The sequence below is a fragment of the Frigoribacterium sp. VKM Ac-2836 genome, from assembly GCF_013248995.1.
Taxonomy (GTDB): domain Bacteria; phylum Actinomycetota; class Actinomycetes; order Actinomycetales; family Microbacteriaceae; genus Frigoribacterium.
Genome location: NZ_JABRPK010000006.1, coordinates 95218 through 108097, shown reverse-complemented (window position 1 = coordinate 108097; position 12880 = coordinate 95218). Strand labels below are relative to the sequence as shown.

At 69.7% G+C, this 12880-nt stretch carries 11 protein-coding genes; 6 read left to right on the top strand and 5 right to left on the bottom strand.

All coding sequences use genetic code 11. From position 1 onward, the window contains the following. The first annotated feature begins 200 nt into the window (after nucleotides 1-200). The 4 genes from HRF36_RS14860 (at nucleotide 201) to HRF36_RS14845 (ending at nucleotide 4400) form a co-directional block, all read left to right on the top strand. The gene (locus HRF36_RS14860) at nucleotides 201-2909 is read left to right on the top strand and encodes an Ig-like domain-containing protein (RefSeq protein WP_173211238.1); all 2709 of its coding nucleotides are present in this window, start codon (nucleotides 201-203) and stop codon (nucleotides 2907-2909) included. Between the two features lie 88 nt (nucleotides 2910-2997). Continuing rightward, nucleotides 2998-3438 carry a DUF3060 domain-containing protein gene (locus HRF36_RS14855; RefSeq protein ID WP_173211236.1) on the top strand — a complete coding sequence of 147 codons (441 nt, stop codon included), beginning with the start codon at nucleotides 2998-3000 and terminating at the stop codon, nucleotides 3436-3438. Continuing rightward, a complete protein-coding gene (locus HRF36_RS14850) occupies nucleotides 3438-3887 on the top strand; it encodes a DUF3060 domain-containing protein (RefSeq protein WP_173211234.1) in 450 nt (149 codons plus the stop codon). Before HRF36_RS14855 ends, HRF36_RS14850 begins: the two co-directional genes overlap by 1 nt. A gap of 60 nt (nucleotides 3888-3947) precedes the next feature. Then, nucleotides 3948-4400 carry a pilus assembly protein CpaE gene (locus HRF36_RS14845; protein ID WP_173211232.1) on the top strand — a complete coding sequence of 151 codons (453 nt, stop codon included), beginning with the start codon at nucleotides 3948-3950 and terminating at the stop codon, nucleotides 4398-4400. Between the two features lie 15 nt (nucleotides 4401-4415). Here the strand turns inward: HRF36_RS14845 and HRF36_RS14840 are convergent, their stop codons facing one another. From HRF36_RS14840 to dnaK, 5 genes are all read right to left on the bottom strand, one after another. Continuing rightward, a complete protein-coding gene (locus HRF36_RS14840) occupies nucleotides 4416-5528 on the bottom strand; it encodes a class I SAM-dependent methyltransferase (protein ID WP_173211230.1) in 1113 nt (370 codons plus the stop codon). 99 nt (nucleotides 5529-5627) lie between these two features. Then, entirely contained in the window at nucleotides 5628-6035 is a 408-nt protein-coding gene (locus HRF36_RS14835; RefSeq protein ID WP_173211322.1) for a heat shock protein transcriptional repressor HspR, read from the bottom strand. Nucleotides 6036-6127: 92 nt separating this feature from the next. Beyond that, nucleotides 6128-7120 (bottom strand): DnaJ C-terminal domain-containing protein, encoded by a 993-nt coding sequence (locus HRF36_RS14830; RefSeq protein WP_173211228.1) that lies wholly within the window; start codon nucleotides 7118-7120, stop codon nucleotides 6128-6130. Between the two features lie 155 nt (nucleotides 7121-7275). Beyond that, nucleotides 7276-7935 (bottom strand): nucleotide exchange factor GrpE, encoded by a 660-nt coding sequence (locus tag HRF36_RS14825; protein ID WP_173211226.1) that lies wholly within the window; start codon nucleotides 7933-7935, stop codon nucleotides 7276-7278. 11 nt (nucleotides 7936-7946) lie between these two features. Further along, complete coding sequence (dnaK, locus tag HRF36_RS14820) at nucleotides 7947-9827, bottom strand: molecular chaperone DnaK (RefSeq protein WP_173211224.1); 1881 nt, start codon at nucleotides 9825-9827, stop codon at nucleotides 7947-7949. A gap of 214 nt (nucleotides 9828-10041) precedes the next feature. Here dnaK and HRF36_RS14815 point away from each other — a divergent pair, with 214 nt between their 5' ends. After that, nucleotides 10042-11424, top strand: coding sequence for an MFS transporter (locus tag HRF36_RS14815; RefSeq protein ID WP_173211222.1), 1383 nt, complete (start codon nucleotides 10042-10044; stop codon nucleotides 11422-11424). A 68-nt stretch (nucleotides 11425-11492) separates the two neighbouring features. After that, nucleotides 11493-12821 carry a GNAT family N-acetyltransferase gene (locus HRF36_RS14810; RefSeq protein ID WP_173211220.1) on the top strand — a complete coding sequence of 443 codons (1329 nt, stop codon included), beginning with the start codon at nucleotides 11493-11495 and terminating at the stop codon, nucleotides 12819-12821. Nucleotides 12822-12880: the final 59 nt, after the last annotated feature.

Below are 12880 nucleotides of genomic sequence, written 5' to 3'. Positions count from 1 at the left end.
GGTCACGTCACGCCTCGCACCATCACAACGCCGCCGAGCCCGGGACGACCACACAGCACGCCCGGGCTCGGCGACCCAGCGACACACGGTGCGGCAGCGCGAGATGCAGTCACAGGCCGTGTCGTCTACATTTCATGTATTGTATTTCACAGAGCATGAACATCGTGACACATGCCCCACCTGTAAGGACCAATCACTTCATGAAGAAGACCCTCAAGACCACTGGAGCCTTCGGGCTCGCCGCAGCCACCATCGTGACGGGCCTCGCCTTCGGCCCAGCCGCGACAGCTGCGACCCCGCCAGCCGCCGATGGTACCAACGCGATCACCGTGCCCCAAGCCCCGGGCGCGGCATCGCCGACAAATGTCTATGTCGGCACCGTTTCCACCTGGATCGCCATGAAGTTCCGCGGGACGGACGTGCACGGGATCGGCTACTTGACGGCACCCGTCGGCACCACGATCGAAGATGCCGAGATCCGAGACAGCTCGACCGGCGCACGCGATGAAGCGAGGACGAGCCGCATCCGGATCGCCTCGGACAAGAAGTCCTTGCAGGCATGGGGAACGAGCGCATCGGGTGACAACTTGCATTGGGGCACAGAGGGCTATTACCTCGCGTTCAGGCTTCGCGTCGCCTCCACGGTCGTGCCGGGAACGAAACTGACCGGGGGTCAGCTGACGGTTCGTCGCGCACCAGAATTCGGCGGCGGCTTCGTTGCACAAGGGGCACTCAATATCACTGCCCTCGCCGCTCCCTTCTCGGCTCATGTCGAATCCGTTGACTCCTCGACCCGCAGCGCTGTCATCTCTGGACACGCCGTGCCCGGCTCGACCATCCTGGTCAACTACTTGCCGTCGGGGTATGCCGACGATACGGGGTACTGGTCGGCGAAAGTGACCGGCCTCGAGCCCGGATCGAACTTGTTCCGGGTCGAGGCGCGGAAAGACGGCACCACGACCGAACCGATCTACGTCGATGCGAAGCTCGATGTCGCCTCTCTCATGGCATCGGTGTCGTTCCCCGCCGATCACACCCAGAACGCCGTCGTGTCCGGCACGGCAGAACCGGGGGCGACGATCGTGGTTCGTGACGCGGCCGGCACCGAGATCGCTCGCACCGAAGCATCGGCGAGCGGCGACAGCACGTGGACGGCTGAGATCCCCGCCCCGAACGCGGGTGGGGACCACCCCGTCACGATCCAGCAAGAGATCGACGGCACGGCCGCCGGTGAGATCAGCCTGGCCGTCGCCTACGGCCCGGCCGTGTCGATCACGTCCCCCGTCGACGGCGCCGCACACGACACCGGTCCCGTCACGATGACCGGCACGGGCGAGGCCGGCGCGACCGTGACCGTCCGCGAGCAGGGCACCGAGACGATCCTCGGCGCCACGACCGTTCCCACCAACGGCGCCTGGACCCTGAAGACCACGAACGTCAACAACCGCAAGCGCGTCCTCGAAGTGACTCAGAGCGGCAAGGGCAACAACACCACCCGCTCCACGGTGACCCTCAACCCCGACAACGAAAAGCTCCCGGTGATCGTCGCACCGACGGTCGTGAGCCCTGCGGCCGGCAGCACCGTCACCACGAGCCGCCCCACCTTCAGCGGTACCGGCCAAGAGGGCGCCACCGTCACCATCGGCTACAACGCGAAGAAAGTCATCGGGACCGGCGTCGTCAAGGACGGCACATGGACCATCACCCCGACCCGCGGCCTCGGAATGGGCGTCAGCACCCTCGTCGTCACCCAGACCGCCGGCGACGACGTCCAGACCGTGACCCACACGATCACCCGGGTCGCGGTGGAGCAGCCCCTGAGCGTCACCAGCCACGTCAACGGGCAGACCTACGCCCCGGGCCTGACCACGTTCCGCGGCACCGCCCCCGTCGGCTCCACGATCCGCGCCACGAACCAGTGGGGCACCGTCATGGGCGCCACGACCGCGACCGACGGCACCTGGTCCTTCAACCGCAACCTCGGCCCCACCACGACCGGCTACGACCTGACCTTCGTCGCCACGCCCCCGACCGGCGCCCCGCAGACGGTGTCGCTGAAGCTCGTCTACGCCGGCACCCTCGCCTTCCAGGTGTCGAGCCCCAAGAACAACAGCACCTACGCCGTCGGCACCACCACGTTCACCGGCACCGCAGCCCCCGGCACCACCATCACCGCCACGAACCAGTGGGGCACCCCGATGGGTCGCGCCGAGACCGGTCTCGGCACGACCTGGTCCTTCGACCGCTACCTCGGGCCCACGGGCGCCGGCTACGACATCACCTTCGTCGCCACCAAGGGCACCCAGACCCAGCGGACGACGGTCCACCTGAAGCCTGCCGTCGTCAACGTCCCGGTCGCCGTCACCAGCCACAGCGACGGCGCCACCTACCGTCCCGGCAAGAACATCCTCACCGGCACCGGCACCCCCGGCGCCACCATCAAGGCCGTGAACGCGAAGAACAACTGGAACGTCCCCATGGGGCAGACGAAGGTCACGGCCGACGGCACCTGGGCGCTCCCCGCCCGCAACTGGGGGCCCTCGAACGACTACGCCATCAAGGTCACCCAGACCAACCCCGACAAGACCACCAGCACCACCACGGTCACCGTCATGGCACCCGTCTTCGCCCCCCTCGTCCTGACGAGCCCCGCGATCGGTGACACCTACGACAACGGAGTAGCGGCCACCTTCACCGGCACCGCCACCCCCTACGCGCGGGTGACCGTCAGCTCCGCCAAGAGCACGACCGTCTACCGCACGGTCGAAGCCGACGCCCAGGGCAACTGGTCCTTCACCCGCACCTGGGGTCCGAACCACCACTACTCGCTGAACATCACCCAGAAAGCCCTCGACGGCCAGACCGGCACCCCCATCACCGGCTTCTCCTGGAACAGCAGCGGCAACTAACACCACCACCACGCCGCCGAGCCCGGGACGACCACACAGCCCACCCGGGCTCGGCGGCCCACCCCGCCCCCAATCCGAAAGGCTCCCCATGCACGCGCCTCGCCTCCGCGCCGCCGCTCTCGCCGCCCTGGTCGGCGCAACCCTCGCCTCCGGCGTCGCCGGCTGCACGAGCAACTCCGACACGACGCCCGACGCGTCCGACTCGAGCACCCCGCTCGCCGAGTCGACGACCAGCCCCTTCGTCACCGAGACCTGCATCGACGGCAACGCCTCCGTCGTCCTCGACGAGAAGACCACCGACGTCACCTTCAGCGAGGCGTGCGACAGCGTGGACGTCATCGGCAGCGGCGGCACCGTCACCCTCACCGACGTCAACCATCTCGTCGTCGAGGGCACCGGCATCACCGTCACGGCCGGCAGCGTCGGCACCGTCGACTTCGCCGGCGACGGCAACACCGTCAGCCACACCGGTGCCGAACCGGTCGTCAACGACAACGGAACCGCCGACAACACCGTCACGGCCCGCTGATGGTCAGCGTTCTCCTCCGACGCGGTACGACCCCCGCAGCCCTCTCCGCCGTCGCGGCCATCTTCTTGATGTCGGCTTGCTCCTCGACCGAGACCGATCGGACGCCCAGCCCGACGGCCAGCGACACCGTCGACGCCGCCACCGTGGGCACCTGCGACGACGGATTCATGCTGATCGACCTCGGCAGCACCGACGACGCCGCTCCCCCGCTCGACACGAGCAGTTGCGACCTCGTCTCGATCGTCGGGACATCCGGAACCGTCGTGCTCGACGAGGTCGGCACGCTCGTCATCGAGGGCACCGACGTGACCGTCTCGGTCCGGGACGTCGAGAGCGTGCAACTTGCCGGCGACCACGACACCGTCACTCATGCCGGCCCGGCCCCGACCGTGGACGATCAAGGCCAGGACAACACCGTCACCGCGGCGGCAGAACCCGCCGCGGAGTGACCCGTCGGGTGGGACGGCCGCACGACGGCCGTTCCCACCTCGACGGTGCATCATGGGCCGATGCTCGACCACGTCCTCGCCCGCCGCCTGCGCGACGCCGGATTGCGCTGGCGACCCCGCACCGGCGACCGCTTCGTCATCGAGACCCCCGGATTCGATGGCGATGTCTTCACGCTCAGCGAGATGACCATCGAAGCCCACGAGTACCCCACCGGCACCGTGCTCGGCTTCAACGGCACCACCGAGTGGGCGCTCGACTCGGTCGCCGCCGACGACAGCCTCTGGCTGCCCCGAGAGGATCAGCTGCGCGACCTGCTCGGCCCGGTGTTCCGTGGGCTCATCCGACACGTCGACGACGACGGAGGCGGAACCGTCTACGAGGTGGTCACCCGGCCCACGGGGGCCGACATGGACCACCGGCACCGCGCCTCCGGCGCCGAAGACGCCTACGCGCAGGCGCTGCTCGCCTACATCGACGCCTCCCTGCGCCTCGACGAGGCCGACGCCCCCTGACGAGCCGGGGCCTCGTCAGCCCCGACGGATCGACCGTGTGACCGTGAACCTCGGGTCACGAGCGATCTGGGTGGTCGCCCCCACCACGCGCTCGAGCACCGGTCGATGACCGAGCGGTGAGTTCCACACGCACCACAGCTCACCACCCGGGCGCAGCAGGCGAGCTGCCGCCTCGAAGAGCTTGCGGGAGATCGCCGTGTGCACCGTGGCCCCGACATGGAACGGCGGGTTCAACAGCACGACGTCGGCCGAGGCCTCGGGCAGCGACGAACCGGCGTCGTCGCGCGACACCGTCACACGATCGGCTACGCCGGTGGCCCGCATCGTGGCTTGCGCGGACTCGACCGCTGCCCAGGACTGGTCGGTCGCGACCACCCGCACCCCCGGTCGCGCGAGTGCGAAAGAAGCGGCGAGCACTCCCGTGCCGCACCCCAGGTCGACGACGTCGCGAGCCGCATGTGCCGCACGATCGAGGACGGCCAGCAGCGCTCGGGTGCCGACGTCGATCGAGGTGCCCGCGAACGCCGCACCGTGTGCGACGACGACCACGTCGCCGTGACGCGACGTGCGCGGCCAGCCGAGCGCGCCTCCTCGTGTGGGGTGCGTCGCGGTGAGAATCCGCGACTTCTGGCGGGCTCGGCCGGCGGACACCTCGCCGAGATGGCGCGAGAGGACGTCGTTCATCGTGAGCGTCATGTGCTTGACGCGTCCCCCGGCATAGACGCGCACGTCGGGGTGCGCGTGTCGGGCGAGGAGGCCGGCGATCTCGTCGAGGGCGTCGAGCCCTCGGGGCAACTGCAGCAGCACCGTCCGGGCGCCCTCGAGCAGGGCCGCGTCGAGCCCGTGGTGCGACCACGTCGGGACCACCCCGAGGCGCTCGGCGTTGGCGTCGAGCGCGAGTTCGCCCGAGAGGGCGTCCTGGTGCACTCGAATGCGCGCACCGGGCAGCAGGGTCGCGACCCCGAGAGTCAGGGCGCCGTAGCGGTCACCGATCACGGTGACGGCATCGGGGTGGGCGGGGAGCGCCTCGTCCGCGGTGTCGAGCAGCAGACGGTCGGTGGCGTCGTGCGCGACGAGTTCGGGGGCCTCGATGTCGGGCCACCGGCGCAGCTGCTCGAAGTCGATCATCCGGCAACGCTAGCCGGGCGACGGGACGAGCCACGACGTGCCGCCCACCGCCGACGGTGAGCGGCACGTCGAGACACGTCTCGGGGCCGGCCGTTCGCGTCAGCGGAGGGGACGCCAGACGACGACCGAGGTCTGACGGGACGGACGGGTGCCGTGGCGCAGCGGGACGACGCCGCTCTCACCGGCGGCGAAGATCCGGGCGCCGGGACGGTTGACCATCTCGTCGGCCAGAGCCCGTTCGAGTTCACGCACGCGGGACTGCAGCGCGGTGACCTGGTTCTCGAGCTCGAGGATGCGCTTGATGCCCTCGAGCGAGATGCCCTCACCACCGAGCCGTGCGATCTCGCGCAACTGCACGACGTCACGCATCGAGTACCGGCGCGACTTGCCCGCCGTCCGCTGCGGTACGACCAGGCCGAGCCGGTCGTACTGCCGCAGGGTCTGCGCGTGCAGGCCCGAGAGCTCGGCGGCCGTCGCGATGGCGAAGAGGGGCGAGTGCTCGTCCATCGGCCACTGGGTGGGGTCCGGTCGGTCCATCTCGTCTCCTGTCTCGTCGCTCGTGACCTGCCGCCGGGGAGGCGCTGGTCGGGTCGGTCTCGTCAGGCCCGCGCCCGGGCGATCAGGTCGTCGCGGGGGTTCTCGGACGGCAATGCGGCGGCCAGCGCCTCGACGGCCTCGCGCGCCTTCTCGTTGAGGTGGGCGGGCACAGCGACCTGGACGGTGGCGAGCAGGTCACCCACGCCGTCCTTCGCGTGCACGCCGCGCCCCTTGACGCGCAGCACGCGTCCCGAGGGGGTGCCCGGTGCGACGCGCAGTCGCACCGGGTCGCCTCCGAGCGTCGGCACCTCGATGGTCGCGCCGAGGGTCGCCTCGGCGAACGTGACGGGCACGTCGAGCCGAAGGTTCTTGCCGTCCAGTTCGAACACGGGGTGCTTGCGGACGGCGACGGTCAGCACCATGTCGCCGGCTTCGCCGCCGTCGGGGCTCTTCTCGCCCCGGCCGCGCAGCTTGATCTTCTGGCCGTCGTGCACCCCCGCGGGGATGCGGACCTTCATCGGTTTGCCGTTCGAGGACTGCAGCGAGATCGTCTCGCCGACGATCGCGGTCTGGAAGTCGAGGGTCGTGGTCGCCGTCATGTCACGGCCCTTCTGAGGCCCACCGAAGCCGCGGTACCCGCCGCTGGTCTGACCGAAGCCGCCACCACCGAACATGCCGCCGAAGATGTCGTCGAAGCCACCGCCACCGCCCTGCCGGAACTGCGTGCGCTGGCCACCCTGGTTGAACATGCCGCCGAAGACGTCCTCGAAGCCGCCGCCCGCACCGGCACCGCCGCTGCCGGCCGTGAACCGCGCGCCGTTTCCCATGGCCCGCACCTGGTCGTACTCGCGACGCTGCTCGGGGTCGGAGAGCACCGAGTTGGCCTCGCTGATCTCTTTGAACCGGGCCTCGCTGGCCGCGTCGCCCGGGTTGGAGTCGGGATGGTACTTGCGGGCGAGCTTGCGGTAGACCTTCTTGAGCTCGGCGGGCGTGACGTCTTTGGAGACACCGAGGACGGCGTAGAAGTCCTTGTCGAACCAGTCCTGACTCGCCATGCGGCACCTCCTTCCTTGACTGGAGGTCGCTGCCTGGCAGCGACCGGAAGAGAACGGGGGAGGCGGTGGGCACCTCGTCGAGGAGCCCACCGCCGGTCGCGACTCACGTCGCGGGGGCGGTGACGAGCGACCGTGGGCCGCCCGTCACCGGGGTGTCACTGAGGGGTGTGCACCGCGACCTTGGCGGCCCGGATGACCCGGTCGCCGATCGTGTAGCCCGGCTCGATGACGTCGGCGACGGTGTTGACCGTGACGTCGGCGCTCGGCAGCTGGACCAGTGCGTCGTGCTTGCTGGGGTCGAAGACGTCGCCCTTGGCACCGATCTGCGTCAGGCCGAACTTGTCGAGCCCCCCTCGGATCTTCTGCGCGATGACGGTCATCGGGCCCTCGGCGAGGTCGCCGTGCTGTTCGGCACGGGCCAGGTCGTCGAGCGCCGGCAGGAGCGAGCGGACGACCTCGGCGACCACGGCCTCGCGGTTGGCCTCGCGGTCACGCTCGACGCGCCTCCGGAAGTTCACCAGCTCGGCCTGGGCACGCAGCATGTCTTGACGCATGTCGGCGACGAGATCGGCACTCGCCGCGTCGAGGATGGCCTCGTCGTCGGCGCTGAGCGTCTCGGTGCCCTGGGGTGCATCGGCCATCTCGTCTGCCGCGGCCTTGGCCCCGGCCGGGGCCTCGGCGTCGGCCGGGGTCTCGACATCGGGTGCCTCGGCGTCGATGAGCTCGTCGGGGTCGACGACGTCGGCCGTGCCACCGTCCTCGGACGGAGTCGCGGGACGCGGCTCGTCGTCGGGCTTCTTGTTCTCGTCAGTCATGCCGACCGCCTCTACTTCTTGTCGTTGTCGTCGTCGTCCACGACCTCGGCGTCGACGATGTCCTCGTCGTCGCCCTGGGCCTGACCGTCGGCGGGAGCACCCTCTCCACCGGCGGCACCCGTGTCGCCGGCCTGGTCGGCCTGGCTCTGCGAGTAGATCGCCTGGCCGAGCTTCTGCTGGCTCTCGTTCAGCTTGTCGAACGCGGGCTTGACGGCGGACTCGTCGTCACCGGCGAGAGCCGACTTGAGCGAGTCGACGTCGGCCTGGACCTCGGACTTGACGTCGGCGGGAAGCTTCTCGTCGTTCTCCTTGATCAGCTTCTCGATCGAGTAGACGAGCTGCTCGGCCGAGTTGCGGGTCTCGTTGGCCTCGCGACGCGCCTTGTCTTCGGCGGCGTTCTCTTCGGCCTCGCGGACCATGCGCTCGATGTCGTCCTTGGACAGCGACGAGCCACCCGAGATGACCATCGACTGCTCTTTGCCGGTGCCCTTGTCTTTCGCGGACACGTGCACGATGCCGTTGGCGTCGATGTCGAACGTGACCTCGATCTGCGGCACACCACGCGGAGCCGGTGCGATGCCGGTGAGTTCGAAGGTGCCGAGGTTCTTGTTGTCCCGCGTGAACTCGCGCTCGCCCTGGAACACCTGGATCGCGACGGACGGCTGGTTGTCGTCGGCCGTCGTGAAGGTCTCGCTGCGCTTGGTGGGGATCGCGGTGTTGCGCTCGATGAGCTTGGTCATCGCGCCACCCTTGGTCTCGATGCCGAGGCTCAGCGGGGTGACGTCGATGAGCAGGACGTCCTTGCGCTCACCCTTCAGGACACCGGCCTGCAGAGCGGCACCCACGGCCACGACCTCGTCGGGGTTGACGCCCTTGTTGGGCTCCTGGCCACCGGTGAGCTGCTTGACGACCTCGGTGACGGCCGGCATGCGGGTCGAACCACCGACGAGGACGACGTGGGCGATGTCGCCCACCTTCACACCCGCTTCTTTGATGACGTCGTTGAACGGCTTCTTGGTGCGGTCGAGCAGGTCGCTCGTCCACTGCTCGAACTGCGAGCGCGAGATCGTCTCGTCGAGGTTGAGCGGGCCGTCCGCCGTCAGCGTGAGGTACGGCAGCTGGATGCTGGTCGAGGTGCTCGACGACAGTTCTTTCTTGGCTTGCTCGGCAGCCTCTTTGAGGCGCTGCTTGGCGATCTTGTCGGTCGACAGGTCGACGCCGTGGGCGTCCTTGAACTTCTTGATGAGGTGGTCGACGATGCGGTTGTCCCAGTCGTCGCCACCGAGGCGGTTGTCACCCGAGGTACTGCGCACCTGGATCGTCGAGAAGTCCTCGTCCTTGCCCACCTCGAGCAGGGAGACGTCGAACGTTCCGCCACCGAGGTCGAAGACCAGGATGAGCTCGTCTTCCTTGCCCTTGTCCAGGCCGTAGGCCAGAGCGGCGGCCGTCGGCTCGTTGATGATGCGCAGGACGTTGAGGCCCGCGATCTCGCCGGCCTCTTTCGTGGCCTGGCGCTCGGAGTCGTTGAAGTACGCGGGGACGGTCACGACCGCGTCGGTGACCTCTTCGCCGAGGTACTGCTCGGCGTCACGCTTCAGCTTGCCCAGGATGCGGGCACTGATCTCTTGCGGCGTGTACTTCTTGTCGTCGATCTCGACCTTCCAGTCGGTGCCGACGTGACGCTTGACCGACGCGATGGTGCGGTCGACGTTGGTGACGGCCTGGCGCTTGGCGGTCTCGCCGACCAGCACCTCGCCGTCCTTCGTGAAGGCGACGACCGAGGGGGTCGTGCGCAGACCCTCGGCGTTCGCGATGACGGTGGGCTCGCCGCCCTCGAGGACGCTGACGACCGAGTTGGTGGTACCGAGGTCGATTCCTACTGCACGTGCCATGTGCGATTTCTCCTTCGTGGTGCGGTGTGACGAAAGCCTTGGGGGCCGGCCTTGAGTCGGCCTGGCTCAACTTTACTCACCAGCACGCAGAGGTCAAGCTGTGAAGCTGAAAGTTGAGCCAGAATGACTCAAGTCCCGGACGGGGGGTGCAGCACCGGGCCCGCGAAGGAGGCGCGGCGCCGATCCGTCACGGACGCCCACTAAGTTGACCCCCATGACCGCAGCGCAGACGCTCGCCGACACCGACCCGATCCCGCGCCGCCGCGTGGTCTCGTGGGCCCTCTGGGACTGGGGCTCGGCAGCCTTCAACGCCGTCGTCACCTCGTTCGTCTTCAGCACCTACCTGGCGAGCGGCGCGTTCGTCGACCCGGCCGTCGTGGCAGCCGCCGGCGACGACGCCCGCAACCCCGCGCTCGTGCTCGCGAAGGCGGACAACGCGACCGTCATCTCGACGGCCCTCACGATCGCGGGCGTGCTGATCGCCCTGCTCGCCCCCGTGCTCGGCCAGCGCAGCGACGGGTCGGGCCGACGCAAGCTCTGGCTCGCCGTCAACACCGGCCTGGTCGTGCTCGCCATGGTCGCGATGGTGTTCGTCGCACCGGTGCCCGACCTCCTCGTCTTCGGCGCCGCCCTGCTCGCCGTCGGCAACCTTTTCTTCGAGTTCGCGAGCGTCAACTACAACGCCATGCTCGTGCAGGTCTCGACCCCGAAGACGATCGGCAAGGTGTCGGGCTTCGGATGGGGTCTCGGCTACGTCGGCGGCATCGTGCTGTTGCTATTGCTGCTCGTCGCGTTCCTGCAGAGCTTCGGGGTCGCCGGGCGTGGGGGCGTGTTCGGCGTCCCGACGGGAACGGCGGGAGGCGCGTGGGACGTCCGCCTCGCGATCGTCGTCGCCGCGGTGTGGTTCGCCGTGTTCGCCGTGCCGGTCCTGCTGTCGGTGCCCGAGCTGCCCGCCACCGCCGCACGCGCGCGGGTGGGACTGTGGCGCTCGTACCGCCTCCTCGGCTCCACCATCGCGAGGCTGTGGCGCACCAACCGTCAGGTGCTGCTGTTCCTCGTCGCGAGCGCGGTGTTCCGCGACGGCCTCGCCGCCGTGTTCACCTTCGGCGCGATCATCGCCGCGCAGGTGTTCGGCTTCTCGCCGAGCATGGTCATCTACTTCGCCGTCGGGGCCAACCTGGTGGCGGGGGTCGGCACGTTCGTCGGCGGCTGGCTCGACGACCGGCTGGGGGCGAAGGCGATCATCGTCGGGTCGTTGTTCGGTCTCGTCGCCGCCGCCTTCGCCGTGCTCGCCATCGGCACGGCGACGAACCTCTTCTGGGTGTTCGGCCTGGCCCTGGCCCTGTTCGTCGGACCGATCCAGTCGGCCAGCCGGTCGTTCCTCGCCCGCATCACGCCGCCGGGCCGCGAGGGCGAGATCTTCGGGCTCTACGCCACGACCGGGCGAGCGGTGAGCTTCCTGGCACCGGGACTCTTCACCCTGTTCGTCAGCGCCACGGGCGACACCCGGTTCGGGATCGTCGGCATCGCGCTCGTGCTGCTCGCCGGGCTCGTGCTCATGCTGCCCGTCAAGGCCGTCCAGCGCGCGATCGACTGACGACCGGGCCGTCACGTCTCCGCCCTGCGGACGACGACAAGGTCGGCGGTCCTCCGTAGGCTGATCGGGTGACCACCCTCGACGACGACTACGACCTCCGCACGTTCGCGGCCGCGCTCGACCCCGAGGCGTCTGCCGAGGCGCCCCGTGCCGACGGCGACACCGCCGGCTGGCTCGCCGCCGAGTCGATGGGCTTCCACGAGGCGTCCTCCGACGAGGCCGCCCTCGGCCGTGCCGCCCGCCGACTCGACGCCGACGGCCGACGCCTCACGGGCGTGTACCGTCGCGAGGCCCAGCCCGGCTCGCTCGACGCCGAAGGTCGCCCCGTGGCCACCTTCGCCTCGTTCGACAAGACCCTGCACGTCGGTGGCGGCCGCCTGGTCGAGGCCGACCTGGTCGCCGGCGTCACCGTCCAGCCGACCCACCGGCGCAAGGGCATCCTCCGCCGCATGATGACCGACGACCTCGCCCGCGCCAAGGCCGCCGGCACCCCGGTCGCCGCCCTCACCGCGAGCGAGGCGTCGATCTACCGTCGCTTCGGCTTCGGCGTGGGGGTCCGCGAACGCACGATCGAGGTCGACGTGCGGCGTGCCGGCGGATTGCTCAGCGAGCCCGAGGGCAGCACCGACCTCGTCACCCTCGCGTCACTGGCCGACGTGGCACCCGAGGTCTTCGCCCGGTTCCACGTCCGCAACCCCGGCTCGATCGACCGCCACGAAGGCGCCTGGGACCACGCGCTCGGTCGGGCGCGCGCCGACGGCACCCCCGACCCCGGCGTCCGGGCCGCCGTGCACCGCGACGCGACCGGCACCGTCGACGGCTACGTCACCTACCGGGTCGAGTCGGCGGGCGGGGGGCCGGGTGCCCCGGGCACACAGGTCCTCGTCGTCGTCGACCTCGTGGCCGCAACCGACGACGCCTACCTCGGCCTCTGGCAGCTGCTGCTCGCGGTCGACCTGGTCCAGGTCGTCCGGTACTCGAACGCCCCGCAACACGACCCGCTGTCCCACGCCCTGGTCGACGGTCGAGCCCTGACGATCAGCCACGACGAGGACCACCTGTGGTTCCGCGTCCTCGACCCGGTGGCCGCCCTGCAGGCACGTCCCTGGGCGGCCGACGGCGTCGTCACGATCGCCATCGGCGACGCGCTCGGCCATGCGTCCGGCACCTATCGGGTGACGAGCGAGGGCGGCGACGCCACCGTCAAGAAGGCGGCCGTGCGCCGGGCCGACCTCGAGCTCGACGTCGCGACGCTCGGTTCGCTCTGGCTCGGCGGGTTCGACCCGGTCACGCTGGCCGCCGCGGGCCTCGTGCGCGAGCGGCGCAAGGGCGCCGTGCAGAAGCTCCGAGCCATGTTGCTGCCCGATCGCCCGCTGCACGGCATCACCTACTTCTAGGACGCGCACCCCGCCGAAACGTCACGACGTGCCGCTCACCTTCACCGTTGAGCGGCACG

Bases quoted from the DNA above. Each gene is read 5' to 3' on its own strand.
- HRF36_RS14830 (WP_173211228.1), bottom strand. From the start codon at position 7,120: ATGGCGAGTCAGGACTGGTTCGACAAGGACTTCTACGCCGTCCTCGGT.
- HRF36_RS14840 (WP_173211230.1), bottom strand. From the start codon at position 5,528: ATGATCGACTTCGAGCAGCTGCGCCGGTGGCCCGACATCGAGGCCCCC.
- HRF36_RS14825 (WP_173211226.1), bottom strand. From the start codon at position 7,935: ATGACTGACGAGAACAAGAAGCCCGACGACGAGCCGCGTCCCGCGACT.
- HRF36_RS14845 (WP_173211232.1), top strand. From the start codon at position 3,948: ATGCTCGACCACGTCCTCGCCCGCCGCCTGCGCGACGCCGGATTGCGC.
- HRF36_RS14815 (WP_173211222.1), top strand. From the start codon at position 10,042: ATGACCGCAGCGCAGACGCTCGCCGACACCGACCCGATCCCGCGCCGC.
- HRF36_RS14860 (WP_173211238.1), top strand. From the start codon at position 201: ATGAAGAAGACCCTCAAGACCACTGGAGCCTTCGGGCTCGCCGCAGCC.
- HRF36_RS14835 (WP_173211322.1), bottom strand. From the start codon at position 6,035: ATGGACGAGCACTCGCCCCTCTTCGCCATCGCGACGGCCGCCGAGCTC.
- HRF36_RS14850 (WP_173211234.1), top strand. From the start codon at position 3,438: ATGGTCAGCGTTCTCCTCCGACGCGGTACGACCCCCGCAGCCCTCTCC.
- HRF36_RS14855 (WP_173211236.1), top strand. From the start codon at position 2,998: ATGCACGCGCCTCGCCTCCGCGCCGCCGCTCTCGCCGCCCTGGTCGGC.
- dnaK (WP_173211224.1), bottom strand. From the start codon at position 9,827: ATGGCACGTGCAGTAGGAATCGACCTCGGTACCACCAACTCGGTCGTC.